The following is a 26,172-nucleotide window of genomic DNA, read 5'->3' as shown; positions in this document are numbered from 1 at the left end:
CTGCTCATCTTGCGGGCATGCGTCATGTTAAGGGAACGGTGCTTGCTGCCGGGAGTAGGGCAGCTATCCCAAAGTAATGCTAGAGCTTCTTAGTGTACAGCCGCCGAGGTCTGGATCAGCGAGCCGAGGCGGCGCATGAACTGGTCCAGATCCATCGCCTGGATGGCCGTGATGGCGCGCATTTCTTCCTCGTTCAGCTGGAAGGCGCCCAACTTTTCCTGCAGACGGCCGCTCAGAACAGCAGCTTTGAAATCCTGGTCTACCAAAGCGAGAGTTGCGATAGCGTTCAGTTTCAGCTTGGACATTGTAGGTCTCCTAAGGCGAGTACTGTTAGTTCGATTAAGGTGGTTACAAATTTACAGAGTGGTGGGGCCAGTGCCGATGCCGCCGCCAACAGGATGGTTGCCTTGGGGAGCGGTGCCGATACCGCCGCCGACGGGGTGGTGGGACAGGCCGGGGCCAGTGCCGATGCCGCCGCCAACAGGATGGTTGCTTTGGGGGGCGGTGCCGATACCACCGCCGACGGGATGAGCGAAAGCAAATTTCTTGGTCATGTTTGTAAATCTCCTATTTCTTTTTGATTAGATTGGCCGCATTGTATAAAGCGGCCTATGAACGCAGCTATGAGCATGGGTCAAAAAAAGCCACCCAAATCGAGTAGCTTTTCCCGTAATTTCTTGCTTGTAAGATGCAATTTCCTTGCCTAGACACTAATGGTCAGCTGCTGGTAGTAGGTTTTCAGAGCCTCGATCGGCTCGGCGTTCAGCTCCTTGCGTAGTAGTTTCTGGTATTCCTTGTAGTGCAGGATGGCAGCAGATGTAGCCCCTGAATCGGCCATGCTCTTCATGAGGGCCAGATGGGCTTCATCACGGTAGGGGTCGCTGGCTACGATGCGCTCATAGATCTCACGAGCCTCACGGAAGCGTTTGGCCCTGACCTCAATATCGCCCAGCAGTTCCAACCCGCCCAGGTACAGGCTGCGCAGCTCCTCGCGGCGTTCGTCGGCCCACTCCATATATACATCTTCCAAATAAGGCCCGCGGTACAAGCGTAGCGCCTGGCGCAGCATCTCGGCTTGCTCAGCTGGCTCGGCTTCCTCCAGCCCGGCGGTGGTGGCCATGCGCATGTAGTTCTCGAACTCTGCGGCGTCATACCAGGTTTGGATGCTGGGGTGCAGCGAGTAGTGCTCATCTTCAAAGACGATCGAGTCTTTGAAGCCCAGCGCCTGGCGCACGCGCCACAGGGTGGCGTGGAAATTGCTGCTCACCTTCCCGGGGCTGAAATCAGGCCAGAAGTGGATGCCGATCGCATCCTTGCGTACCCGGCCGCGATCCAGTATGTAAATGAAGAGTGAGCGGGCGCGTGTGGAGCGCCAGATCGTGACCGGCAGCACTTCGCCATTGCGGCGGATCTCAGAGCCGCCCAGCGTATGCACTTCCAGCTGCTGCGGTTCTGTCGTGGCTCCCTCTTCTGTCCCTTCGAGCATGCTGCGGGTGAAATTGGGGCGGCTGGCTTGCTCCAGGATGTCCGCCAGTTGGGGCGATGGAGATTTGGCCTGGGCGCGCCCCAGAGCGTTTTGCCAATCCCGCGCCAGCGGAATGAGGAATTGCTGATAGCCCAGCCGCGCTGCACCCTCCAGCGCCAAGGCCAACAACGGGTCGGCCTCGGCTTCCTCGCCCTGGGCGTACAGAATGCAGGCGCGCAGGAAGGCAGCGGTTACCTGGTCCTGCTGGGGTTGCTCGCCCCAGTTCTGCATGGCGAGCTCAAGCTGCTGCAGCGCCAGGTCGTGCTGCTGCATATTGGCATAGGTCCAGCCCATGTGCAGGGCATACTCGGCGCGGCTGAAGCGTGAGCCGGCCTGGCTGGCGGCTTTGCGTAGCCACGCCATGGCTTCGTTGTAGTCGCCCAGGGCGCTGGTGACCCGCGCCATGCTTACGTAGACTGGCACCAGCTCCTGCAGCTCGCCTGTGGCTTCACCCACTTCCACCGCAGCCAGCAAGCAGACCCGGGCTTCAAGCGGGTCCCCTGCGTCCAGCAACAAAGCCCCCTGGCCGCTAAGGATGCCAATATGTACGCGCGCGCTGCCTGAGGCCTTCACATAGGCAAGTGCTTGGGTGTACTGCTTCCATGAGGCCTGGTGTTGCCCGATCTGGTGTTGCAAGTAGGCAATGTTGTTGCGAGCAGAAGCCAGGGCGCCCAGATTGCTTCGGATGCTGACATGGATATCCAACACTTCCTCGAAGGCTTGTTGGGCGCTGAGCATTTGCCCGCTGGTGATATGGATCAGTCCAAGGTCATTGAGGCATTCCGCCAGGTCGAAGAGATAGACCGGGCGCATGGTTTCAGAGGTCTTCTCGGCCAGCTGGCGTAAGCCCGCTACTGCCATGTTGATGTGTTCGATTCCAGTTTCGGTTTTACCTAGCAGATGCAGCGCTACGCCGCGCAAACGTTCTGCCTGGTACCACTGCAGGCTGTTCTTGAGTTCACCGGCCAGCAGCTCCTGCGCGGATTCGGCCAGGTCTATCGCGTCTTTGGGCTTGCCGGTAAAGCGATACACCATGCCGCGGGTGATAAAGGCATTGGCCAGCAACTCGGCGTCGCCGCGCTGTTTCAGGATCGGTTCGGCCTGGGCCAGCAGCTTGAGGCATGCTTCAAACTGGCTTTGGTTGCCCAGTGACTTGGCCTGGTACAGGATCAGGCGCGGCGCGTGCTGGCGCAGGCCGGGCGTCTTATCTAGGTCTTCCAGCCAGCGCGCCAGCAGGGCCTGGCGGCCAGTGGTGTAGAAATGTTCAGCGGCGGAATCCATCCACGCCGCGGCAGCCTGCACTTCGCCTGAGGCGAACTTGTGCTGGACGGCGTTCTCCCACTCCCGGCGTTGGAAGTGCCAATCGGCGGCGCGGGCGTGCAGGCTGCCCAGCAGGGCGGGGTTATGGCGGGCAAAATAATCCTGCAGGAATTCTGAGAACAGCTGGTGAAAGCGATAGCTGCTGCCTTCACGCGTTTCGGTGCGGCTGACGAACAGGTTGCGCTCCTCGAGGGCGCGCAGCATATCACCCGAGTCTTCACGCCGCATCACATAATTGCACTGGGCTTCTGCAAAGTCGCTAAAGATCGAGGCGCCCAGCATGAACTCGCGCAGGTCCTCGCTTTGCTGGCTGACCACTTCTTCAGCCAGGTAGGTATAGATCTGCTCGGTATTGCCCAGGAAGCGCGGCAGGCCGCCGGTGCTCATGGCGCGCACGGCCAGCAATAGGGCCACGATCCAGCCATCGGCCCGCTTGGCCAGCTCTTCGGCTTCTTCTTGCGAGAGGCGCATGCGGTAGTTCTGCAGCACCAGCTTTTGCAGCTCATCGGCGCGGAAGCGCAGCTCATCCGCGCTGATGGTGACCAGTTCGTCACGGATATACAAGCTGGCGGCCGGGATGCCGTATACGCTGCGCGAGCCGATCAGGATGCGCAGATGGTCTGGCAAATGCTCAAGCAGGTTCTCGAGAAGATCGACGATCTGCTGGTTCTCGCCCGCCAGGTGGTAATCGTCCAGCACCAGTACGCTGAAATCCGGCACCTGTTCCTGCACAGCATTGATGATCTCGGTGGCAATGCTGGGGGCGTCTGGCCGCGCTCCGGGGGTGTTCAGACGCTCTTCGAGCGCTTTGCCGAAGCCGGGGAACTCCTGCTGGAAGGCCGCTACGATGTGCTGGGCGAACTGCACCAGGTCGCCATCCTCAGGCCCGATGCGGTACCAGCATACGTGGGCGTCCACATCCGCGGCAAAATCCACCAGCAGGGTGGTTTTGCCGTAGCCGGCGGGGGCCGAAACAAAGGTCAGTTTGCGGTGCAGGTTCTGGTGCAGCGTATCCACCAGCCGCACGCGGCGCAAAACGTCTTTGCGCCGCTGCGGGGCCCGCACTTTAGTGAGAACAATCGTCATAAGCAGACTGGCAGCCCAGCTTTTGGCTGCCAGAGTATTGTAGGGCAAGACAGGGGGAATGTTGAGTCTGGTTTAACAGCCGTTTGGACTAATGAGACCCGCCAGTATAATTTCAGGCGAGGTGACATGCGAACCGTTGATCTGATCATAAAGAAGCGTGATGGCCTGGAACTGACCACCGAGGAGATCGAATTCTTTGTACGTGGTTTCACGGACGGCACTGTGACTGACTACCAGGCCAGCGCCTGGGCCATGGCAGTGCTGCTGAACGGGATGAGTGACCGCGAGGTGACCGATCTGACCCTGGCCATGGCCAATTCGGGCGAGGTGCTGGACCTGAGCCAGGTCGTGGATATTGCCCTGGACAAGCATTCCACCGGTGGGGTGGGCGACAAGACTACCCTGGTGGTCGAGCCGATCGTCTCGGCCTGCGGGCTGCGGGTGGGCAAAATGTCTGGCCGCGGCCTTGGTTTCAGCGGCGGCACGCTGGACAAGATGGAGTCCATTCCGGGCTACCGCACCGACCTCAGCAAGGAAGAGTTTTTGGCCCAACTCAAGGGTCTGGGACTGGTGCTCACCGGGCAAACCGGCAAGCTGGCCCCCGCCGACGGCAAGATGTACGCCCTGCGGGATGTGACCGGCACGGTCGACTCGCTGGCGCTGATCGCTTCGTCGATCATGAGCAAGAAGATCGCCGCCGGCGCCCAGCGCATGGTGCTGGATGTGAAAGTTGGCGTTGGCGCGTTCATGAAAACGCTGCCTGCGGCCAAAAAGCTGGCGACCATCATGGTGCGGATTGGCAAGCTGGCCAATCGAAAAGTGGTGTGTCTGCTCTCCGACATGAATCAGCCGCTCGGCTTCGCCGTGGGCAACGCCCTCGAGGTCAAAGAAGCCATCGAAACCCTGCACGGCGGCGGGCCGCAGGATTTTTGCGAGCATTGCCTGGATATTGCCAGCCACCTGCTGGTGCTCGGCAAAGCGGCCAGCACGCCGGAAGCCGCCCGCAAAAAAGCCGCGGCCACGCTGCAAGACGGCAGCGCTTTTGAGCGCTTCCGCAAGCTGGTGGCCGCCCAGGGCGGCGATGTGAGCTATGTGGACCAGCCAGACAAGCTGCCGGCTGCGCCTTTCATTGAAGAAGTGCCCGCGCCCAAGAGCGCGTATATCAAATGGATCGATGCCCAGATCGTGGGCGAGACCTCAGTGGAGATGGGCGCCGGGCGCGCCAAGAAGGGCGATACGATCGACCCTGCCGTGGGCATTGTGGTGCTGCACAAAGTCGGCGACCGCGTGAAGAAGGGCGAGCCGCTGTTCGTGCTGCACGCCAATTCAAAAGACTCGTTGGCCGCGGCGCGCACACGCGTGCTGGCCGCCCACAAGTGGTCTGCCAAGAAGGTAAAGCGCTTGCGTCATTCCTATGGCGTTGTGAAGTAACGTTAGAAGTGTTGCGACAAAAAAACCTGCGCATGTGCGCAGGTTTTTTATTAGCTCTTGACTGTAACCTGTCGACTATTTGTATCCCGCCATGAAGGCTACGCCCAAGGTGCCGGGGCCGGTGTGCGTGCCCACCGAAGGGCTCACCGCGGTCAGGGCGGTCATGTCCGGCTTGAAGCGGGTCTTGGCTTCGTCTAGCAGGGCCTTGGCGTCAGCCTCGGCGTTGGCGTGCACCACCGCCAGGTGCAGCGGCGTGCGGCCGCCGATGCGCTCGTCCACCAGGTCCAGAATGCGGGCCAAGGCTTTGGCCTTGGTGCGCACGCGCTCGCGCGGCTCCAGGCGGCCGTCCTGCACTTCCAGGATCGGCTTCAGGTTTAGCGCGGTGCCCAGGAAGCGGGCGCCGCCGCCGATGCGGCCGCCGCGGTGCAGGAACTCCAGCGTGTCGACCAGCAGCAGCAGGCCGGTCTGCTCGCCGGCCTTCTTGGCGATGTCAGCGCACTCTTTGAGAGACTTGCCGGCTTTGGCGGCCTTGGCGGCCTCCAGCAGGGCCCAACCGGTGCCCATGGAGGCCGAGTGGCCGTCCATCACTTCGATGTTCAGCCCGCTCACCAGGTCTTTGGCCTGGTTGGCCGAGGCAATCGTGCCCGACAGCTTGGCGGATACGAACAGGCCGAGGATGTCGGTATAGCCATCCTTTTGCAGCTTCTCGTACATGTCCTTGAAGGCAGCCGGCGAGGGCTGCGAGGTCGTGGGCATGGTCTCAGCCTTCGCCAGGCGTTCGTAAAACTCGCCGGGCTGGATATCTACGCCATCACGCAGTTCTTTGCCATCCCAGATCACTACGGTGGGCACAATATTGATGTTCAGGCCCTCGCTTAGTTCCTTGGGAAGGTAGGTGGTACTGTCCGTAATAATCGCTACTTTGGCCATTCGTCTCTCTCCTCGAGGATGATTCATTGTGCCGGGCGGCACCGGGGGATGAGCCTATAGTGTAGTGGAAACCTGAAAAGCGGACAAGAGAGCGCCGGCAATTTGCGCCTTGCGCCGGCTGGGCTGCTCTTGACCGCCCACCCCAGAGCGGCTACAATCACCCGCTGTTTGGAGTCAACCTCCGGGCAAGCAAAATCGCGGGCAATTCCCGCTTTTAAAGAATATTCGAGGAGCTTGTTTTTTAGATGGTACGTATTAGACTGCGCCGCGTTGGCGGCCACAATCAGGCTAGCTTCCGCATCGTGGCGGCCGACAAAGAAAGCCCGGCCAAAGGCCGTTTCATCGAGGTGCTGGGTTCTTACAACCCGCGCACCAAGCCTGCCACCATCGCGTTGCAGGAAGATCGCATTTACCACTGGATCAGCAATGGCGCCCAGCCCAGCGAATCCGCCCAGCAGGTGTTCCAGCAGGCGGGCCTGATGGCGCGCTATGAGCGCTTCAAGGCCGGCGAAAGCCTGGAGACCCTGCTGGCCGAGGCTGACGCCGCGGCCAAGATCCGCAATGCGGATGGCCGCACCAGCTTCCCGGCTCCGGCCACCAGCAGCCGCAAGAAGGCTGCCCCGGCCCCGGCTGCTGCTCCGGCAGCCGCAGCCCCTGCCGCCGAAGCCGTAGCTGAAGCTCCAGTTGCTGAAGCGCCGGCCGCTGAGGCCCCGGCTGCTGAAGCCGCCGAAGCCCCCGCTGCCGAAGCCCCCGCTGCTCCGGCAGAAGAAGCTCCTGCGGCTGACGCTCCTGCTGCTGAGTAAAAACACGCATGAAAGAGCTCGTCGAATACATCGCTGGCGCCTTGGTGGATGACCCCACCCAGGTGCGCGTGAGCCAACGCCGTCGCGGCGAGGGCACCGAGCTCTCTTTACTGGTTGGCAAAGAAGACATGGGTCGTATCATTGGCCGCAACGGGCGCGTGGCCAATGCCATTCGCCTGCTGCTGCAAGTGGCCGCTTCGCAGGATGGCAAGCGCGCCACGCTGCACATTTCGGAACCTGATTGACCTCGCGCAGACAACAAGCCAGCCAACGCCGCAAGGCAAACCAAGGCAAGCCCTCCCAGTCAGGCTCAGCGGAATTCCGCGAGCCTGACTTTGTATTGGTGGGCATTTTGCGCCGCCCGCATGGCCTGCGCGGTGAAGCCCAGGTGTCCATCGAAACCGACTTCCCTGAGCGTTTGCAGCCCGGCCTGAAGCTGTTCCTGGGTGCCGAGCACACGCCGGTCACCATCCGCACCCAGCGCCCTGTGGACGGCGGCTTGCTGCTGTCCTTCGAAGAATTCCCTGACCGAAATGCCATCGAGCATCTGCGCAACGCGCCTCTGTTCTCCCGCGTGGAGGACAGCCCGCCGCTGCCGCCCGGCCAGTACTACCGCCACCAGCTCATGGGCCTGACGGTGGTGAGCGATGCCGGCGAAGAGCTGGGCACGCTGACCCAGGTGTTGGAGACCGGCGCCAATGACGTCTATATCGTGCGCTCCGAACGCTATGGCGAAGTGCTGCTGCCTGCCATCCGCGAGGTGGTAACAGATGTAGACCTGGCCAACAAACGAATGCATGTGCACCTGCTGCCCGGCCTGCTGCCAGACCCGCCCGCGGAAGCCTCGTCCTCATAAGCCTGCAAAGCGCATGTGGTATTCTGGTCGCCGTTTTGAATGCCCGACATGAATACGTACATGGACGCTGAACGCCTGAGCCGCATCGCGCTCACCAGCGTAAAGAATGTGGGGGCGGTGCGCTTCCGCAGGCTGCTGGCTGCCTTCGGCAGCGCTAAGGCCGCCTGGGCCGCAACGCCGGCCCAGTGGCAGGCCGCCGGTTTGCCGCCCGCCGCTACCGCCGGGCTGGTGCAGGCGCGCCAGACCCTGCAGTTGGAGCATATCCCGGCTCAGCTGGCCGCTCACGGCGTGCGCGCCCTGGTGTGGGAAGATGACGAATACCCGCGCCGTCTGCGGGAGTTGGAGCAGGCGCCACCCGTGCTCTACCTGCGTGGTGACCTGCTGCCCGAAGATGAGTGGGCGGTGGCGATCGTTGGCAGCCGCCAGGTAACGACTTACGGCCGCCAGGTGGCCGAGGAACTGGCCAGCTTCCTGGCCCAGCGCGGCATCACCGTGGTGAGCGGGCTGGCCAAAGGTGTGGATAGCTTCGCTCATACCGCGGCCCTGCGGGCTGGCGGGCGCACGCTGGGCGTGGTGGCGCATGGGTTGGATAGCATCTATCCCGTCGCTCATCACCGCCTGGCAGACGAGATGACCCAGCGCGGCGCCGTGCTGAGCGATTATGCGCTCGGCACCCCGCCGGACTCGGCCAACTTTCCGCCGCGCAACCGCATCATCTCCGGCCTGGCGCAGGCCGTGGTGGTGATCGAGGCAGGCGAGCGCAGCGGGGCGCTGATCACGGCCGGCTTTGCCGCCGAGCAGGGACGCGAGGTGTTCGCCGTGCCCGGCCCGATCTACGCCCCGCAAAGCAAAGGCTGCAACCTGCTGATCGAGCGCGGGGCGCACCCGCTGCTGCAATTTGAAACTCTATTGAAGGTATTGAACCTGGAAACGATGGATCTGAACAAAGACGCGCGCCAGGCCCTGCCGGCTGACGCCACTGAAGCTGCTCTGTATAGTGTGCTGGGCGCTGAGCCCCTGCACCTGAACGAGATCGGCGCCCGCGCCGCCTTGCCCATTGCGCAGGTGTCCTCTACCCTTACGCTTATGGAACTCAAAGGCCTGGTGCGGCATGTGGGCGGCATGGCCTATGTGGCCGCCCGCGAGCTGGGAGCCAGTTATGGCTGAGACTCCATTGCAGCATGCATACGCGGTCATCATGGCCGGCGGCGGCGGCACACGCCTGTGGCCGCTCTCGCGCCAATCCAAGCCCAAGCAAATGCTCACCCTGATCGAGGAGCGCAGCCTGTTCCAGATCGCGGTGCAGCGCCTGCGGGCGCTGCTGCCGCCCGAGCGCATCCTGGTGGTCACCAGCCAGCAGCAGGCCGCCGAGCTCAAGACCCACGCGCCCGAGCTGCCCGCTGAGAATTACATTCTCGAGCCGCAGCCGCGCGGCACCGCCGCGGCCATCGGGCTGGCGGCCGCCGCCCTGGGTGCGCGTGACCCGCAGGCGGTGATGATCGTGCTCACCGCTGACCACTACATCGCCAACGAAGCCGGCTTCCATCGTTACCTGGAAGCCGCCGTGGCCCTGGCGCAGACCGGGCCGCTGGTGACGCTGGGCATTGAGCCCACCTTCGCCGCTACGCAATATGGCTACATCCAAATGGGTGACAGCCTGGGCGAGTTCGGCGGCTTTGTGGCTCACAAGGTTAAGCGATTCAAAGAAAAACCCAGCCAGCCGGAAGCGGAGGGTATGCTGGCCGCCGGTGACCACGCCTGGAATTCTGGCATGTTCATCTGGAGCATTGCGCGCATCATGCAGGAGTTTGCCGAGCAGATGCCCGATCTGCATGCCACGCTTGAAAAAGTGGCCGCCGCCATGGGCTCTGCCGACTATGCAGACGTGATCGCGCATGAATGGCCGCGCATTGCGGCCCAGACGATCGACTACGGCGTTATGGAGCATGCCGCCAACGTGGCCGTCATCCCCGCCAAGGAATTGGCCTGGAACGATGTCGGCTCGTGGACTTCGCTCTTTGAAGTGCTGCCGGCGGACGGCAACGGCAACCTGGCCCTGCACCCGCACCACCATGATCTCGACAGCCACAATTCACTCGTGCACGGCGCCAGCAACACAGCCGAGCGTCTCATCGTTACCGTTGGCGTCAAGGATCTGGTGGTCGTAGATACCGGAGATGTGCTATTAATTTGCAGCCGTGAGCGCGCTCAGGATGTGCGCCAGGTCATTGAAGCCTTGAAAGAAAAAGGCTTGCAGCGTTACCTGTAGGTTAGAACTTATTCATTAGAGGTGTTTGTTTGGAAGCATATTGTGTGAAGTGTAAGACCAAGCGTGAGATGGTGAACCCGCAGCCGGAGTACACGGCCAGCGGGGCGCCGGGCACGCGCGGCACCTGCGGCGTGTGCGGCACTACCCTGTTCCGCATGGGCCGCACCCCCGCGCATGAGGGCATCGCTGCACCGGTCAAGCCCACCAAGCAGGAGCGCCAGGACGCCAAGCGCAAGGGCCGCCTGGTCATCGTCGAGTCGCCCGCCAAGGCCCGCACCGTAGGTCGCTACCTCGGCAACGGCTACCGCGTCGAAGCCTCGGTTGGCCATGTGCGTGACCTGCTGCGTTCGCAGCTCTCGGTGGATGTGGAGAACAGCTTCGCGCCCAAGTACCGCATCCCCAACGAGAAGCGCAAGGTGGTCAAGGGCCTCAAGGCCGAGGCTGCCAAGGCCGAGGAGATCTTCCTCGCCACCGATCCTGATCGCGAAGGCGAAGCCATCGCCTGGCACCTCATCGAAGCGGCCGAGATCGACCCGGCGCGTGCCAAGCGCGTCGTCTTCCATGAGATCACCAAGCCCGCCATCGAGGAGGCCTTCGGTCAGCCGCGCGATATCAACATGAACCTGGTCGACGCCCAGCAAACCCGCCGCGTGCTCGACCGCCTGGTGGGCTACAACCTCAGCCCCATCCTGTGGACCAAGGTGCGCAACCGCCTCTCGGCCGGGCGCGTGCAGTCTGTCGCCCTGCGTCTCATCGTCGAGCGCGAGCGCGAGATCGACGCCTTTGTTCCAGTGGAATATTGGTCCATCGAAGCCAAGCTACAGCCCGAAGGCAGCCAGAACACCTTCGTCGCCAAACTGGCCGATGTCAACGGCGAGGAGCCCGACCTGGGCGCCAAGGAAAAGGTCGACCCGCTGCTGGCCGATATGCAGACCGCCAGCTACGCCATCCGTGAGATCAAGCGCGGCCAGCGCCGCCGCAAGCCGCCCGCGCCTTTCACCACCAGCACCCTGCAGCAAGAGGCTTCGCGCAAGCTAGGCTACACCGCCAAGCGCACCATGGCCATCGCCCAGCAACTGTACGAAGGCATTGACCTGGGGCAGGGCGAGACCACCGGCCTCATCACCTATATGCGTACCGACTCGACCTATATCTCGCCGCTGGCCCAGCAAGAGGCACGCGAGTACGTCACCAGCGTGCACGGCGCCAGCTACCTGCCGGAGCAGGCGCCCGAGTACAAGACCCGCGCCAAGGGCGCCCAGGAAGCGCATGAAGCTGTGCGTCCCACATCGGCCATGCGCACCCCAGCCCAGGTCAAAGACTTCCTCAGCCGTGACCAGTTCCGCCTGTACCAGCTGGTCTGGCAGCGCTTCCTCGCCTCGCAGATGGTGCCGGCTGTCTACGACACCATCTCGGTGCGCGTTGTGGGCCAGGGCACCAACGAGTACCTGCTACGCGCCTCAGGCTCCATCCTGCAATTCCCCGGCTATCTGGCCGTCTACGAAGAGGCCAAGGACGAGACCGTCAAGGCCGAAGGCGAGGACGACTCGCCTATCCCGCCGGACCTGGCTGAGGGTCAAGCGCAAAAGCTCCTTGAGCTGTTGCCGTTACAGCATTTCACCCAGCCGCCGCCGCGCTTCAGCGATGCCTCGCTGGTCAAAGCGCTGGAAGAGTACGGCATCGGCCGCCCGTCCACCTATGCGCCCACGCTCAACACGCTGCAGCAGCGCGGCTATGTGGTGCGTGAGGACAAGCGCTTCATCCCCACCGAGACGGGACTGCTGGTCAATGACCTCATCACCGAGCACTTCCCCGACATTGTGGATTTCAACTTCACCGCCGAGATGGAAGCCAACCTGGACAAGATCGCCGCCGGCGATGCCAACTGGGTGCGCGTCCTTAGCGACTTTTACGAGCCCTTCTCTGAGACGGTGGAGAAGGCCAAGCTGGAAATGCCCGAATCCAAAGCCGGGCCGGAATACATCGGCCGCGAGTGTCCCACCTGCAACCAGGGCCAGCTCATCATCCGCTGGGGGCGCTACGGCAAGTTCATCGGCTGCGAACGCTTCCCGGATTGCCGCCACACCGAGCCCTGGCTCGAGAAGATCGGCGTCACCTGCCCGCTGGATGGCGGCGATGTCGTTGAACGCCGCACCCGCAAGGGCCGCATCTTCTACGGCTGCGCCAATTACCCGGCCTGCGAGTTCACCTCGTGGAAGCGCCCGCTGCCTACGCCGTGCCCCAGCTGCGGCGGCACGCTGGTCATCGCCAACAAGAACTTTGCCCAGTGCATGACCTGCGAAACGCAATTCCCGCTGGATGATGTGCAGAAGGAAGAGGCCGAAGGCCAGGCAGCTTAGGCTTCTGTCATTGCGAGGAATGCGCTCGCAATGACGGCTGGCTAAAACACCCCCTGTCATTCCGAACGAGGCCAAAGGCCGAGGAGGAATCCTTTAGGCCAAAAAAGTTACTCTGGTTTGGCAATGCACTAAAGGATTCCTCACCACTCGCTGCGCTCGGGTTCGGAATGACCTTGCCTTTCAGATTGCCTAGACCAGTTGCGTATTCGTGCCCGCTCCTCTAGAATCCAACCCTAATGGACTACGACCCAGAACCTCAAACGAATGAGCCCGCCCCGCTCCGCAGGGCGGCTTTCAACCCGGCGCAACTACTCGCCAGCCTGCGCCAACCCCGCACCTTGGCCATCGTGGCTGGCATTGCCGGCCTGCTCTTCGGCTGGCTGGTCATCGGCTGGTGGCTCTACCCCGTCGAATTCGTTGACGGCAATCCGGAACAGCTGCGCGCCGACTACCAGCAGAGCTACCTGCGCGCCGTCATCGACTCCTACACCCTGAACCCCGACGAAGCCGCGGCGCGTGAGCGCCTGACGGCGCTCGGCGCCGCAGTCGACTCCACCATGGCGGCCGTTGCCGCCGCCCCCGGCAGCCAGAGCATCGATACCATCGCCCATTTCCAATCCATGCTGGGCCAGCTCACCACGGCTGACCCGCAAACCCCCGCAGACGGTCAGCCGACTCCGCAGCCTACCCAGCCCGCCGCCGGCGCGCCGTTGCAGAACGCGCGCAACTGGCTGACCATGATGTGCGGCCTGATGATCGCCATCGCCGTCGCGTTCGGCGGCATCACCCTGTGGAAGCGCCGGCAGGCGGCAGCCGGCAGCGCTTCGCCCTTTGGCCCGCGCGGCCGCATGCAGCCCGCCAGCCCGCTGCCGCATGCTGGCGGCGGGGATGCGCTGCCGCTCTCGCAATGGATGACCACGTATCACGTGGGCGATGACCTCTTCGACGACTCGTTCAGCATCGATTCGCCAGCCGGCGAGTTCATGGGCGAATGCGGCGTTGGCATCGCCGAGACGATCGGCGTGGGCACACCCAAGCGCGTGACCGCCTTTGAGATCTGGCTGTTCGATAAGAATGACATCCAAACCGTCACCAAGGTGCTGATGAGTAGCCACGTCTTCCGCGATGATGCGGCCCGCGCCCGCCTCTCCGCCAAGGGCGAGCCGGCGCTGTGCAGCCCCGGCGTCGAGATGGTGCTCGAGACCGCTACCCTCCAAATGGTCGCCCGCGTGGTGGATATGCAATACGGCGAAGGCGCCCTGCCTGAGGACAGCTTCTTCGAGCGCGTCACGCTCGAATTGGCCGTCTGGTCGAAGCAGTAAACAGTGCACAGACAACAGTAGACAGAAAAAAGCCAGCGAAAGCTGGCTTTTTGTTTGCAGACTTCCTCACCCCGCTGGCTCGCGCCCTCTCCCAGTGGGAGAAGGGAAGATATGAGTCTGTTTGTGAATAACTCAATCGGGGTAGGTTTCTGTCAACTGCCGTCTGTCTACTGTCAACTACTCCACACTCACCACTTCAAACACTAAAGCCCCCGCCGGGGTGTGCGCCTCTATCTTGTCGCCGGCCTTATGGCCCAGCAGCGCCTTGCCGATCGGTGACTCGTTCGAGATCTTGCCATTGCGCGGGTCAGCCTCCTGCGCGCCCACCAGGAAGTACCTGACCGGCTCGCGCCCCTTTTCCTTCAGCGTCACCGTCGAGCCGATGCCGATCACGCCGTCCGGGTTGCTTTGCTCCGTGATCAGGACCGCATTACCCAGAATGGCATTGATCTCCTGAATGCGGCCTTCCAGAAAGGCCTGGTCTTCCTTGGCCTTGGAGTAGTCCGCATTCTCAGACAGGTCGCCCTGCTGGATGGCGGTGCGCAGGCGTTGGGCCAACTCCGTGCGGCGCGGGCCGCTCAGCTCAGCCAGCTCGGCCTTGAGCTTCTCGATGCCTTCGGGGGTCAGATAAAACTCGTGTGAGCTCATGGCAAGCCAGTACTTCCCTTCAGTCGGTTGTTCTCCTGCTCGGCAAACCGATCGGTCATGCCGGCAATGTAATCACACACGGCCCGCTCCAGGCCGCGGCTGGGGATGGCCGCCTGGAAGTCAGGCGGCAGCATCTCCGGCTTGGCCACATAGGCGCGGTAGATGGTGATGAGCGCGTTGCGGGCGTGCTCGGCCATGCCGCGCACCCGAGGGTGGTTGTACAGGTTCTTGAACAAAAAGGTCTTCAGTTCTTTGTTGAGTGGGAGCAATGAATCGCTATAGCCTATCACATTCGCGTCCAATTGCTGGATGGCCAGCGCGCTCTGCGCCCCGCTGGCCTCGATGCGGGCATTGGTGGCTTCGACCACATCACTGATCAGGATGCCCACCAGGCGGCGGATGATCTGGTGGCGCAGCAGTTCGCTCATCTCGCCCTTGCCGTCCCAGCCCACGCTCTCGATCACCATCTTCCACAGGCCCAGATCGCCGAACATTTCGTGGTGGATCATGCCCGAGCGCAAACCATCATCCAGGTCATGGGTGGTGTAGGCCAGCTCATCGGCAATGTTGGCAATCTGCGCTTCCAGGTTGCCGCGCAGCTCCGGGTTGAAGTCGGTCGCATCCGAGACGTCGTATTCGGTCTCGTGCTTGACGATGCCCTCGCGCACTTCCCAGGTCAGGTTGAGCCCGGGCCAGTTGGGAAAGCGGCGCTCCAGCTTGGTGACGATGCGGAAGGACTGTTTGTTGTGATCGTAGCCGCCGTGGTCCTTGAGCAGCTCGTTGAGCGTGGCTTCGCCGGAGTGGCCGAAGGCAGCGTGCCCCAGGTCGTGCGCCAGGCAGATCGCCTCGATCAGATCCTCGTTGGCGCCCAGCGCCCGCGCGATGGTGCGGCCCACTTGGGCCACTTCGAGTGTATGGGTCAAGCGCGTGCGGAAGTAGTCGCCCTCAAAATTGTTGAAGACTTGCGTCTTGTACTCCAGGCGGCGGAATGCTGTGGTGTGAATGATGCGGTCACGATCGCGCTGGAATGCAGTGCGATACTCCGGTTCCTTGTCGGGGTATTCGCGGCCCTTGCTGTCGCGGCTGCGCATCCCGTATGGAGCCAGTGTCTGGTCCTCGTACTGTTCGAGTAGTTGGCGCGTAATGATCATCGTATGAAAAGTCTAGTTGATGGCTATGGGACTGTCAACGAGAGAAACGCAGGGCAATTACTGCGCTGCCAGCGTGGTGCCGAGCATTTTGCCCAGCAACGCGTTGCGAATGTTGCCCTCTTCAATCCCCGAAAAAATGCTCACCGTGCATTCGGGCTGGGCCTGCACGATGCTCAGCATGCTCTCCACCTTGCTGGCCATGCCGCCGGTCACGTCCGTGGCCGCCGATGCTCCCGGCAGCGCCGCCAGGTTGGCATAACTGGCGGGTGTGATGCGCCCCACCACTTCGCCGTCCGGGTAGCGGTCATACACGCCGGCGTCGCTGCCCGCCAGCAGAATGCGTGCAGGCCGCAGCTCGGCGGCCAGATGCACGAACAGGTCCTCGGTCGAGAAGATCGTGCCGCCGAGCTCCATATCAAATATCACGTCACCATACACCACCGGCAGCAGGCCCGAGGCCAGGGCGCGGCGCAGCGGTTCCAGGTTCCAATGCTGTACGCGGCCGCCGGCGGCCAGCACGCTGCTCACCGGCGCAAACGCTACGGCCGGCTGGTCACTCACCGCGGCCAGCGCTCCCATCACCGCCTGGTTGAGCGCGCTGGCATAGCGCCATACCTCCACAAACCCGCGCCACTGCTTCGGCGTGCGCACGCCCTGGCGCGTGCCAAATTTCTTGGCCGGCACATGCCCAAACGAGCCGGAGCCGTGCCCGAGCACAATTTGCAGATCGGGGCTGGCTTGGCGCGCTGCGGCAATCTCCTCCACAATCCGTCGCACCAGCTCCGGGCGCAGCATGGCCTCGGTGTGCTTGTCCGTGATCAACGAACCGCCCAGTTTGAGGAAGACCAGCTCGCTCATACCACCACCGTGTGCAGGCTACTGCGGGCGCCTGCTGCGTGCAGCTGGCTTTGCAGCGCGGCCGGGTCGCCGTTGGTCAGCGCCACCATGTTGCCGCCGCGCCCGCCGCCGGAGAGCTTGGCGCCCAGCGCGCCGGCGGCGCGGGCCGCCGCCACCAGGCTGTCCAGCTCGGGGCTGGATACGCCCAGGTCTTGCAGCAGGCTGTGGTTGCGGTTCATCAGTTCGCCGAGTGTGGCCAGTTCGCCGCGCTCCAGCGCGCCACGGGCTGTTTTGGCGATCGCGCCAATTTCAGCAAACAACGCGTCATAGCGTTCGGGTTCAGCTTCCCAACTGGCGCGCACATCGCCCACCGTCACTTTGGTTGGGCTGGGGATGCCCGTGTCGGCGATCACCAAGTTCAGCGGCGCGCCCAGCGTGAAGGTTTGCAACGGCTGGCCCTTAATGAAATACACCGGCCGGTTATAGGTGATGACGGTGTTATCGATGCCGGACGGAGTGCCGTGGTGGATCTTCTCGACCTCGAACGCCACCGCGCTGACCTGCTCATCATTCAGCGGATGGCCCAGAAAGCCAGACAGCGCCCGGGCGATGGCCACGCTGACCGCCGCGCCGGAGCCCAGCCCCGCCGCCACCGGGATGGTGGAGCTGATCCGAATGGTGACTGCCAGCGGGTGCTCCACGCCCATCGCCTCCAGCGTGAAGCGCACGGCCGCCGCCAGCGGGTGCTGCGCGTCCATCTCGCTCAGGTCGGCTTCGAAGCCCACTTCGGGGGCCAGGATGCGGATGCGCCCGCTGGGCGCATTGAACAGCGGGCGCACCAGGGCGCGGGCCGTCACCTGCTGCACCGGCACGGCGATGGCGGGCTGCCCGTACACGGCGGCGTGCTCGCCAAATAAGATCACTTTGCCGGGGGCCGCCCCGGTGCCTGCCGGCATGCTCACGAGATATAGAAGACCAGCAACACGGTCAACGCCCACAGCACCAGGTCAATTTGCAGCGGGCGGTCGGAGAACAGGATCTCCTCTGGCGCTTCGCCAGAGTGTTTGACCTGCACTAGATATAAATAACGAAAGAAGCCATACAGCACGAAGGGGATCGTCAGCATCATGCTGTGATTGTCAGGCAGGTTCGGAGCCGAGAAGGTGTACAGGCTGTAGGTCAGGATCGCCAGGCTCAGCACGATCAGCAGCAACTGGTCAAGGAACTCCTGGGTATAACCCGCCAGAACTTTTCGGGTATGGGCGCCACCCTTGGCGGTGATCTCTGCCCGGCGTTTGCCAATACCGAGGAACAGCGCAAAGAAGGTGGTGAATACATACAGCCACGGAGAGAAGCGCACCACATCGATCAGGGTCACGCCGGCCGCCACCCGCAGCACGTAGAACATGGCCAGCACGATCACATCAATGATGGCGATGTGCTTGAGCCAGCGGGAGTAAGCAAAGTTGAGCGCCAGGTAAATCACGCAGATGATGCCGAACGCAGGCGAGAGCCAGAAGCCGCCCAGCAGCGCTGCCAGCATGCAGACCCCCGCCGCGCCCATCGCCAGCGGCAGCGGCAGCGCGCCGGATGCCAGCGGGCGTTTCTTCTTGACCGGGTGGCGGCGGTCCGCCTCCAGGTCCATGATGTCGTTGATCAGATACACGCTGCTGCTGAGCAGGCAGAAGAACACGAAACCGAGCAGGGTTTGCTTCAGCGGGCCCAGCTGGGTCAGCTGACGGTCGAACACCAGCCCCGCAAACAGCAAAACGTTCTTGGCCCATTGCTTCGGGCGCATGTTTTTTAGCAAAGCGAGCAGCATGCTACGAATCATACACTGCCAACTGTGGCGTTGCCATAGTTGGCAGTGCTATAAAATCAAGTCATGCCCAAACAACGCGCCGATCTGCTGCTGGTGAAGCGCGGCCTGGCTGAGACTCGCAGCCAGGCCCAGCGCTTGCTCATGGCCGGCCAGGTGCGCCTCAACGGCCAGATCGTGGATAAACCCGGCCAGCTGCTGGCGGAGGATGCTGCCCTCGAGCTGGCCGCACGGCCGCCCTTCGTCTCGCGCGGCGGCGAGAAGCTGCAAGCTGCGCTGGACGGCTTCGCCATCGATGTGGCCGGCTGGGTGGCGGCGGATGTCGGCGCCTCCACTGGCGGCTTCACCGATTGTTTACTCCAGCGCGGCGCGGCCAAGGTCTACGCCATCGATGTGGGCAAGGGCCAGCTGCACTGGCAACTGCGCCAGGATCCGCGCGTCGTTGTAATGGAAGAGACCAATGCCCGCAACGTAGTCGCCCTGCCTGAATTGGTAGATGGCGTGGTGGTCGATGCTTCGTTCATCTCGCTTAAGACCCTGCTGCCCGTTTTCCAACACTGGCTTAAGCCCGGTGGACAGGTGGTCGCGCTCATCAAGCCCCAGTTCGAGGCGGGCAAGAAGGAAGTGGCCCGCGGCAAAGGCGTGATCCGTGACGCCGCCGTCCACCGCCGCGTGCTGCAGGATATGCTCGATTTTGTCGCCGAACGGGGGCTGACGGTACGCGGTCTGCTGCGCTCGCCCGTGCTTGGCCCCAAAGGCAACGTGGAGTTTTTGCTGTGGGCAACGGCTTCCGTTTCTGAGGAAATCGTTGCTCACAGCATAGACCTCGATGTGGTCTTGGCCGGTACGCCTCAGGAGGACACCGATGGCTAAATTGCAAACTCACGCCGGCGTGCTGGCCTATATTTCCTCAAGAAACCTGGCGCCAGCGACAGCTATCCGTTTGGCCCTGGGGCGCGTGTGCTCAAAGTGGGCGGCAAGATGTTCGGCCTCATCGGCGAGGGCGAGGAGCAGCTGACCCTGAATCTCAAGTGCGATCCTGAAGATGCCCTAGCTCTCCGCGCCGCCTATCCCCAGTGGGTGCGCCCGGGTTATCACATGAACAAAAAGCATTGGAACACGGTCGTGGTAGGCGAAGGCTTGCCCGATGATGTCCTGCGCGAAATGATCGATCATTCCTACGCTCTCGTCATTGCCAGCCTGCCCAAAGCGCTCCGATCAAAATTAGGTTAAGCCAGCAGCCTGTTCAAAAGTGAGCTTGTAACAAGCAGCACGAGCTCACGTACGACGCGGGACCCCAGAAATCCAGGTCAAGATCAATATCCAGGTCTTCGAGGCCATCGTCGCCGCCGTCTTCTATGGTTGCAGATCCCAGACTGAGCGTTTGCGGAGGGGCCAGGGGAACCAACTCCAGCGTAGCGTAGGTTCCCCCTGCGGGGTCACAGGGGCAGCGCCCCTGAAAAAAGAAAGCTTGAAGCTCTTCGTTTTATCGCGCCGCCGTAGCCTCTACGCCAACCCCGGCGGCAAGTAGATCGTGAACTCCGTCTGCGCCTGAACCAACGCGCTGTACGGTCTGCGCTGCTCCTCAAAACTGGCCACCCCCAGCCGCTCCAGCGCCTCAAAGCGCGCCTCCACCACCTCGGCCGCCTGCATCTCCAGTCGGTCGTGCCAGATGCTGTAGCTGCCTAGCTTGCCGTCACGGCGGTGGTAGTAGCCGTTGAGCGGGTGTGTTAGATACACCATGGCCGTCTCCTCGTCCGGGAAGCCGGCATGCTGCTGCGGCAGACTAAAGGCCTGCCGCAGCTTAAGCACTGCGCCGCCCCAGGCTGAGCGCGTTGTGATGGCGTAGCGTTCGTAGCGCCCATCTGCCCCCAGCGCGCAGTCAAAGTGCATCCGCCCGTGGTGCCAGGGTAGCTTCCATAGATAGCGGGGGATCACCACCGTCAGCGAGTCCAGCAGGCTGCCCAGGAACCATACACAGGGCTGGCCCGTGCTGCGGTCGGTCACATACACGCGGTAATTGGTCTGCCCGAAACGGAATTGTGGGGAGGGGTAGGCCGCCAGCCGGAAATCCAGCTCTTGAAATGGCACTACTGACACCAGGGCACATTGCTCGCCGTCCACCTCAACCGTCAGCAGCTCAAAGCGCTCGTGCACCAGCGGGCGCAGGCGCTCAGACGGCACGGCATAGGTGATGATGGAGAAATGCAACAGGGTGCTGACCACGTCAACGCCGCGTGGCTGCGGCTTGGGCCGCGCCGCATCCATGAAGCGCAGTGGCTGCATCATTCCAGCGGCTTAAGCTCGCCGTCGGCGCCCAGCTGCTGCACGCGCAGTTCGGCTTGCTCCAGCAGCGTGCTGCAATGCTGGCTCAGCGCCTGGCCGCGCTCGTACAGCGCCAGGGCCGCGTCCAGGTCGCCCACTTCGGCTTCCAATTGCTGCACAATGCTATCAAGCTCTTCCAAGGCCTGGTCATAGCTCAGGCTGCTGATCTCTTTGGGCTTGGCCATTAGTCTTCCTTCGTCTCTTTTACTTCTACATTGATGCTGCCGCGTTGCACGCGCACCGTCAGCTTGTCGCCGGCCTGCACGTTGCCGGCATCGCTCACCAATTGGCCCTCGGCGCTGCGCACCACGGCGTAGCCGCGTTGCAGCACCGCTAGCGGGCTCAGCGCTTCCAGCCGAGCCGTTTGGCTGCTCAGCTCTGCCCGCAGCAGGCGGGCACGCTGCGCCAGGGCGCGGCCGCCGCGCAGGCTCAACTCGTCCAGTTGTTGGCGCGCCCGGTTGATCTTGGCCAGCGGCGTCTGGCGCACCAGGCGGCTGCGCAGGGCGGCCAGCTGGCCGCGCAGTTCCTGCACATCCGGCGTGGCCAGCTCGGCTGCGGCGGTGGGGGTGGGGGCGCGCAGGTCGGCCGCAAAGTCGGCAATCGTCACATCGGTTTCATGGCCCACGCCGCTTACCACCACGGCGCGGGTGCGCACGATGGCGCGCGCCAGAATTTCACTGTTGAAAGCCGCCAGGTCCTCCAGCGAGCCGCCGCCGCGCACCAGCAGGATCAGGTCGGGCTGGGCGAACTGGTCCAGCATGCCCAAGGCATCCGCCACCAACATGGCCGCGCTCGGCCCTTGCACCTGGGCCGGAGCCAGCACCACCTCGGCCAACGGGTAGCGGCGCTCCAGCGTATGCAGCACATCCTGCAGCGCCGCCCCGGTGGCCGAAGTGACGATGCCGATGCGCCGCGGCCAGGGCGGCAGGCTGCGCCGGCGCTCGAACAGGCCCTCGGCTTCCAGCTTGTTCTTGAGCTCAACAAATTTCTGGTACAGCGTGCCCGCCCCGGCCGAGCGGATCTCGTCCACATACAGCTGGTAACGCCCCTGGGCTTCGTAAATGCTCAGCCCGCCGTGCACTTCGATGCTGTCGCCATTTTTTGGGATTTGGGCCTGCAGTTCAGCCGTGCTGCGCCACATCACGCACGGCAGGGCCGCGTCGCGGTCCTTCAGGGTGAAATACCAATGCCCGGATTGCGGGCGCGAAAAATTGGATACTTCGCCCTGCACCCACAGGTTCTGGAACACATCCACTGACTCGATCGCCCGGCGCAGGCCACGCGTCAGCTCGGTTACCGTGATCGTCTTGGGTTCGGGGGAGAACATGCCCATCTGCTGCATGCGTGCAGGATACTTGCCGCCCGTTGGCACGTCAAGCCGCGCAGTGGCTGCGTCAAGGAATTGCTCTGTTGGGCGTGCCTCCTGTCAACTGTGGACTGTTACCTGTTCACTTGACACTGCTACAATTCATCCCATGCAGCGCCTCTTTTCCCCCTGGCGGAAGCCCTACATCGAGCGCAAGCCAGACGCAGATGCCTGCGTGTTTTGCCAGGCGCTGGCCGAGGCCGACAGCGCCGATAATCTCATCCTCCATCGCGGCCAGCATGCCTTCGTCATGCTCAACCGCTACCCGTACACCAGCGGCCACCTGATGGTGCTGCCGCTGGCCCACGCCGCCCGCCTGGACGAGCTCGCCGCCTTCGCCCGTGCCGAAATGATGGAGCTGCAGACCCAGGCCATCACCGCCCTGGAGGCCGAATACGGCCCGCAGGGTTTCAACCTGGGCGCCAACTTGGGCGCCGCGGCCGGCGCAGGCATCGCCGAGCATCTGCATCTGCACATCGTGCCGCGCTGGGCCGGCGATACCAACTTCACCTCCACCGTCGGCAGCACCCGCGTGCTGCCTGAAACGCTGGAAGACACCTGGGCGCGCCTGAAGGCGGCCTGGAAAGCAACTCCGTAGCATGCATACGATCTCTGAACGGGTGTGGGCCACCCTCGTCTGCCCCATCTGTGGCTCACCGCTGCGTCCTCAGGCGGGTGGGGCAGGCTGCACGCAGTGCGGCCTGCAGTACCCGGCCGACGCCAATGGCCAGCTGGACCTGCGCCTGCAGCGCCCCAAACCGGAGACGGTGAAGTTCACCCTGGGCGGCGCGCCCGTGCCGGCCGGTTTTGCCTTCGAGCCGCTGCGTCCTAATCCCAGCCCGGCCCTCGACCTTGCCGCTCTCGATATTCCCTGGCATCTCACCCGCACGCTGGTCAGCCACTTCCCCCGCGCCCGCGCTAAGGATGCGCTCATGCTCGACCTCGGCTGTGGTGATGGCATCCACCGTGAGGTCGCCGAGGCCTTCGGCTACGAATGGGTCGGGTTGGATTACGTTCTGCCTGAAGCCCCGATCCGCGGCGATGGCCACGCCCTGCCGTTTGCAGACAATAGCTTCGAGTTCATCCTCAGCATCGCCGTGCTGGAGCACATCCAGTTTCCCTTCGTGATGATGCAGGAGGCCTTTCGCTGCCTGCAGCCCGGCGGCGTCCTCATCGGCACCGTCTCATTTATGGAGCCCTTCCACAACGACAGCTTCTACCACCACAGCCACCTGGCAACTTATAATACGTTGCACAACGCGGGCTTTGAGGTGCAGGCGGTCAGCCCGTCCCCCGATTGGCAGGCCTTGCAGGCCATCGGCGCCATGGCGCTGTTCCGCATGGCGCCCGGCTGGCTAAGCCGCCTGCTGGTGGCGCCGCTGCAGGCGCTCCATCGCCTGTGGTGGTGGCTGGGGTATGCTTTCACTCGCTCCGAGCGCGCCAGCGAGGCCTATCGCCAACTTTCCACCAGCGGTTCGTTCACATTCATCGCACGCAAGCCCAACCCATAGGATGGTTATGACCCAAAATCCAAATGAGCCAGTGATCCTCAGCGCAGTGCGCACGCCCATCGGCAGGTTCCTCAGCGCCTACAGCACGCTCACTGCGCCGCAGCTCGGCGCCGTGGCCGTCAAGGCCGCCCTCGAGCGCGCCGGGCTGGATAGCTCCGCCGCCATCGACGAAGTCATCATGGGCAACGTGGTCTCCGCCGGCCTGGGCCAGGCGCCTGCCCGCCAGGCCAGCATTTATGCGGGCATCAGCCCCGAGGTCGGCGCCACCACCATCAACAAGGTGTGCGGCTCGGGCCTCAAAGCCGTCATGCTCGCCTCGCAGGCCATCAAGGCCGGCGACGGCAGCCTGTTCGTGGCCGGCGGCATGGAGAGCATGAGCAAGGCGCCCTTCCTGGTGGATGGCCGCGGCGGCTCTCTGCGCTATGGCAGCGCCCAGCTCACCGACGCGCTGCAGCACGACGGCCTATGGGACCCATTCGAAGACTGGATCATGGGCGATGCCGCTGAATTCATCGCCGATGAATACGAAGTCACCCGCGAGGCGATGGACGAATTCGCCCTCGCCAGCCACCAAAAAGCGGTCGCCGCCATTGACGGCGGCAAGTTCAAGGATGAGATCGTGCCCGTTGAGGTGAAAGGCAAAAAAGGCGTGACCCTTGTCGACACTGACGAGTCGCCCCGCCGTGACACTTCGCTCGAGCAGCTCCACAAGCTGCCCGCCGCCTTTAAACAAGGCGGCAAGGTGACCGCCGGCAACGCCCCCGGCCTCAACGACGGCGCCGCCGCCACCATCATCGCCAGCCGCGCCCGCGCTGCTGAGCTCGGCGTCAAGCCGCTCGCTCGCATCGTGGGCTACGCCCAGGCCGCCGTCGACCCTAAGAGCATTTTCATCGCCCCGGCGCGTGCCATCCCGCTGCTCCTGCAAAAAATTGGCTGGACTCTCACCGATGTCGACCTCATCGAGCTCAACGAGGCCTACGCCGCCCAGGTGCTGGCGGATGGCTATGCCCTCGCCGACCAGGGTTGGGATTGGAGCAAGGTCAACGTCAACGGCGGCGCCATCGCCCTCGGCCACCCGCTGGGCGCCAGCGGCGCCCGCTTGCTGGCCACGCTCATCTACGCCCTCAAAGATCGCGGCCTCAAGCGCGGCATTGCCTCGCTGTGCCTCGGCGGCGGTGAAGCCGTGGCCATGGCCATCGAATTGGAGGACTAAGTGGATAAAGCCGAACGCCAGCAGCTCATCGAGAAATACGCCAGCGCCTTCGACGAATTCGAAGCCGCGCTGAATACCATCCCGCAGGAGGCCTGGCTATTCAAGCCCGCCCCGGATGCGTGGAGCGTGCACGAGAACATCATTCACCTGCTCGATAGCGAGACCAACAGTTACCTGCGCGCCCGCCGCCTGGTTGCCGAACCCGGCCAGCCCCTGATGGCCTACGACCAGGACCTGTGGGCCGTCAAGCTCAACTACCACTCCGAGAACATTGAAGACGCCCTGGCCCTGACGCGGCTCGTGCGCAAAGTCACCTACGACTTCATCAAGAATTTGCCCGACGAAGTATGGAGCAACACCGTCGTGCACCCTGAATACGACGAGCCCTATACCTTCGAGAAGTGGCTGCGCATCTACTCCAACCATCCCCGCGCCCACGCTCAGCAAATTACCGAGAATTACAAGATTTGGAAAGAGCAGCAGGAGTCCTAATGGCCATCAAGAAGATCTTCGTCATCGGCGCCGGCACCATGGGCAACGGCATCGCCCAGACTGCCGCCGTTTCCGGCTACCAGGTCACTATAATGGATGTGGCCGAAGAGTTCGTGCAGCGCGGCGTCAGCACCATCGCCAAGTCGGTCGAGAAACTGGCTGAGAAGGGCCGCATCACGCCGGAGCAGAAGCAAGCCGCCCTCGCCATCATCCCTGTGACGGACATCAAGGGCGTCGCCGAAACCGACCTGGTGATCGAAGCCGCCACCGAGAACCCTGAGATCAAGTTCAAGCTCTTTCAGGATCTGGACAGCATCGCCCGCCCCGAAACGGTGCTGGCCTCCAATACTTCCTCGATCAGCCTCACCAAGCTGGCCGCCGCTACGAAGCGCCCCGACAAGGTCGTGGGCATGCACTTCTTCAACCCGGTGCCGCTCATGTCGCTCATCGAGATCGTGCGCGGCCTGGGCACCAGCGACGCCAGCGTAGACCTCGCCCTCGAGGTCGGCCGCCAAATGGGCAAGACCCCCGTCGTGGTCAATGACTCGCCCGGCTTCGTCTCCAATCGCGTGCTGTGCCCCATGATCAACGAAGCCATCTTCGCCCTCGAGGAGGGCGTCTCGGATGCCGAGGGCATCGATACCGTCATGAAGCTCGGCATGGCCCATCCCATGGGCCCGCTAACCCTGGCCGACCTTATCGGCCTTGATGTCGTGCTCTATGTGATGGAAGTCCTGCAGCGTGACCTGGGCGATAGCAAGTATCGCCCAGCCCCGCTCCTGCGCCGCATGGTCGACGCCGGTTACCTGGGTCGCAAGAGCGGCAAGGGGTTCTACGAGTACCCGTAAGGGATAGGCTCAGAATTCGTATCTATCACGTAGCGTTTATGGATGTCACGCAGTAGCTTT

General features: G+C 63.1%; 27 protein-coding genes. 15 read left to right on the top strand and 12 right to left on the bottom strand.

Translation table 11 applies throughout. The annotated features are described in order from the left end of the window. Window positions 1-89: 89 nt before the first annotated feature. From KIT08_04005 to KIT08_03995, 3 genes are all read right to left on the bottom strand, one after another. A complete protein-coding gene (locus tag KIT08_04005; protein ID UYN90408.1) occupies window positions 90-305 on the bottom strand; it encodes a hypothetical protein in 216 nt (71 codons plus the stop codon). Window positions 306-356: 51 nt separating this feature from the next. Then, on the bottom strand, window positions 357-554 hold the full coding sequence (locus KIT08_04000; GenBank protein ID UYN90407.1) for a hypothetical protein: 198 nt from the start codon (window positions 552-554) through the stop codon (window positions 357-359). 149 nt (window positions 555-703) lie between these two features. Continuing rightward, window positions 704-3,931, bottom strand: a complete 3,228-nt coding sequence (locus tag KIT08_03995) for a hypothetical protein (protein UYN90406.1) — start codon at window positions 3,929-3,931, stop codon at window positions 704-706. A gap of 126 nt (window positions 3,932-4,057) precedes the next feature. Between KIT08_03995 and KIT08_03990 the strand changes: the two genes are divergently transcribed. Further along, a complete protein-coding gene (locus KIT08_03990) occupies window positions 4,058-5,362 on the top strand; it encodes a thymidine phosphorylase (protein UYN90405.1) in 1,305 nt (434 codons plus the stop codon). 75 nt (window positions 5,363-5,437) lie between these two features. Here the strand turns inward: KIT08_03990 and KIT08_03985 are convergent, their stop codons facing one another. Then, window positions 5,438-6,292 (bottom strand): DegV family protein, encoded by an 855-nt coding sequence (locus tag KIT08_03985; GenBank protein UYN90404.1) that lies wholly within the window; start codon window positions 6,290-6,292, stop codon window positions 5,438-5,440. A gap of 245 nt (window positions 6,293-6,537) precedes the next feature. Between KIT08_03985 and rpsP the strand changes: the two genes are divergently transcribed. The 7 genes from rpsP (at window position 6,538) to KIT08_03950 (ending at window position 13,902) form a co-directional block, all read left to right on the top strand. Next, window positions 6,538-7,095, top strand: coding sequence for a 30S ribosomal protein S16 (rpsP, locus tag KIT08_03980; GenBank protein ID UYN90403.1), 558 nt, complete (start codon window positions 6,538-6,540; stop codon window positions 7,093-7,095). An 8-nt stretch (window positions 7,096-7,103) separates the two neighbouring features. After that, window positions 7,104-7,340, top strand: coding sequence for a KH domain-containing protein (locus KIT08_03975; GenBank protein UYN90402.1), 237 nt, complete (start codon window positions 7,104-7,106; stop codon window positions 7,338-7,340). Continuing rightward, window positions 7,337-7,951, top strand: coding sequence for a 16S rRNA processing protein RimM (gene rimM / locus KIT08_03970; protein UYN90401.1), 615 nt, complete (start codon window positions 7,337-7,339; stop codon window positions 7,949-7,951). Before KIT08_03975 ends, rimM begins: the two co-directional genes overlap by 4 nt. Before the next feature lie 39 nt (window positions 7,952-7,990). Continuing rightward, a complete protein-coding gene (dprA, locus tag KIT08_03965; GenBank protein UYN90400.1) occupies window positions 7,991-9,118 on the top strand; it encodes a DNA-processing protein DprA in 1,128 nt (375 codons plus the stop codon). Further along, window positions 9,111-10,220, top strand: coding sequence for a mannose-1-phosphate guanylyltransferase (locus tag KIT08_03960; protein UYN90399.1), 1,110 nt, complete (start codon window positions 9,111-9,113; stop codon window positions 10,218-10,220). Before dprA ends, KIT08_03960 begins: the two co-directional genes overlap by 8 nt. 68 nt (window positions 10,221-10,288) lie before the next feature. Continuing rightward, window positions 10,289-12,580, top strand: coding sequence for a type I DNA topoisomerase (gene topA / locus KIT08_03955; protein ID UYN90781.1), 2,292 nt, complete (start codon window positions 10,289-10,291; stop codon window positions 12,578-12,580). Between the two features lie 236 nt (window positions 12,581-12,816). Then, window positions 12,817-13,902 carry a hypothetical protein gene (locus tag KIT08_03950; protein UYN90398.1) on the top strand — a complete coding sequence of 362 codons (1,086 nt, stop codon included), beginning with the start codon at window positions 12,817-12,819 and terminating at the stop codon, window positions 13,900-13,902. A 177-nt stretch (window positions 13,903-14,079) separates the two neighbouring features. Here the strand turns inward: KIT08_03950 and greA are convergent, their stop codons facing one another. Genes greA through KIT08_03925 form a run of 5 tightly spaced genes read right to left on the bottom strand, consistent with a single transcriptional unit; the run spans window position 14,080 to window position 18,360 of the window. After that, window positions 14,080-14,550, bottom strand: a complete 471-nt coding sequence (greA, locus tag KIT08_03945) for a transcription elongation factor GreA (GenBank protein UYN90397.1) — start codon at window positions 14,548-14,550, stop codon at window positions 14,080-14,082. Continuing rightward, window positions 14,547-15,701, bottom strand: coding sequence for a deoxyguanosinetriphosphate triphosphohydrolase (locus tag KIT08_03940; protein UYN90396.1), 1,155 nt, complete (start codon window positions 15,699-15,701; stop codon window positions 14,547-14,549). The genes greA and KIT08_03940 overlap by 4 nt, the downstream gene beginning before the upstream one ends. 57 nt (window positions 15,702-15,758) lie before the next feature. After that, the gene (locus tag KIT08_03935; protein UYN90395.1) at window positions 15,759-16,559 is read right to left on the bottom strand and encodes an isopentenyl phosphate kinase family protein; all 801 of its coding nucleotides are present in this window, start codon (window positions 16,557-16,559) and stop codon (window positions 15,759-15,761) included. Continuing rightward, window positions 16,556-17,494 carry a mevalonate kinase gene (gene mvk / locus KIT08_03930; protein UYN90394.1) on the bottom strand — a complete coding sequence of 313 codons (939 nt, stop codon included), beginning with the start codon at window positions 17,492-17,494 and terminating at the stop codon, window positions 16,556-16,558. Before mvk ends, KIT08_03935 begins: the two co-directional genes overlap by 4 nt. A 2-nt stretch (window positions 17,495-17,496) precedes the next feature. Next, the gene (locus KIT08_03925; GenBank protein UYN90393.1) at window positions 17,497-18,360 is read right to left on the bottom strand and encodes a decaprenyl-phosphate phosphoribosyltransferase; all 864 of its coding nucleotides are present in this window, start codon (window positions 18,358-18,360) and stop codon (window positions 17,497-17,499) included. A 63-nt stretch (window positions 18,361-18,423) separates the two neighbouring features. On the opposite strand from KIT08_03925, the gene KIT08_03920 reads away from it, so the two are divergent. Further along, window positions 18,424-19,230 carry a TlyA family RNA methyltransferase gene (locus KIT08_03920; GenBank protein UYN90392.1) on the top strand — a complete coding sequence of 269 codons (807 nt, stop codon included), beginning with the start codon at window positions 18,424-18,426 and terminating at the stop codon, window positions 19,228-19,230. Then, a complete protein-coding gene (locus KIT08_03915) occupies window positions 19,231-19,590 on the top strand; it encodes an MmcQ/YjbR family DNA-binding protein (protein UYN90780.1) in 360 nt (119 codons plus the stop codon). A 273-nt stretch (window positions 19,591-19,863) separates the two neighbouring features. On the opposite strand, the gene KIT08_03910 is transcribed toward KIT08_03915, so the two are convergent. From KIT08_03910 to xseA, 3 genes are read right to left on the bottom strand one after another with little or no spacing between them, the layout of a single operon-like run. After that, complete coding sequence (locus tag KIT08_03910) at window positions 19,864-20,646, bottom strand: DUF2071 domain-containing protein (protein ID UYN90391.1); 783 nt, start codon at window positions 20,644-20,646, stop codon at window positions 19,864-19,866. Beyond that, entirely contained in the window at window positions 20,643-20,867 is a 225-nt protein-coding gene (locus tag KIT08_03905; GenBank protein ID UYN90390.1) for an exodeoxyribonuclease VII small subunit, read from the bottom strand. The genes KIT08_03910 and KIT08_03905 overlap by 4 nt, the downstream gene beginning before the upstream one ends. Next, a complete protein-coding gene (gene xseA, locus KIT08_03900) occupies window positions 20,867-22,024 on the bottom strand; it encodes an exodeoxyribonuclease VII large subunit (GenBank protein ID UYN90389.1) in 1,158 nt (385 codons plus the stop codon). The genes KIT08_03905 and xseA overlap by 1 nt, the downstream gene beginning before the upstream one ends. 133 nt (window positions 22,025-22,157) lie before the next feature. On the opposite strand from xseA, the gene KIT08_03895 reads away from it, so the two are divergent. Genes KIT08_03895 through KIT08_03875 form a run of 5 tightly spaced genes read left to right on the top strand, consistent with a single transcriptional unit; the run spans window position 22,158 to window position 26,112 of the window. Continuing rightward, window positions 22,158-22,646: an HIT domain-containing protein gene (locus KIT08_03895; protein UYN90388.1), complete on the top strand. Its 489-nt coding sequence runs from the start codon at window positions 22,158-22,160 to the stop codon at window positions 22,644-22,646. Window position 22,647: 1 nt separating this feature from the next. Then, on the top strand, window positions 22,648-23,559 hold the full coding sequence (locus tag KIT08_03890) for a class I SAM-dependent methyltransferase (protein ID UYN90387.1): 912 nt from the start codon (window positions 22,648-22,650) through the stop codon (window positions 23,557-23,559). 7 nt (window positions 23,560-23,566) lie between these two features. After that, window positions 23,567-24,772, top strand: a complete 1,206-nt coding sequence (locus KIT08_03885; GenBank protein UYN90386.1) for an acetyl-CoA C-acetyltransferase — start codon at window positions 23,567-23,569, stop codon at window positions 24,770-24,772. Next, window positions 24,773-25,264 (top strand): DinB family protein, encoded by a 492-nt coding sequence (locus KIT08_03880; protein UYN90385.1) that lies wholly within the window; start codon window positions 24,773-24,775, stop codon window positions 25,262-25,264. Then, window positions 25,264-26,112: a 3-hydroxybutyryl-CoA dehydrogenase gene (locus KIT08_03875; protein UYN90384.1), complete on the top strand. Its 849-nt coding sequence runs from the start codon at window positions 25,264-25,266 to the stop codon at window positions 26,110-26,112. Before KIT08_03880 ends, KIT08_03875 begins: the two co-directional genes overlap by 1 nt. Window positions 26,113-26,172: the final 60 nt, after the last annotated feature.

This window comes from Anaerolineales bacterium (assembly GCA_025808555.1).
GTDB lineage: Bacteria > Chloroflexota > Anaerolineae > Anaerolineales > UBA11579 > JAMCZK01.
Note: the sequence above shows the minus strand (reverse complement) of the source record. Positions and strands in the feature narration are given on the sequence as shown.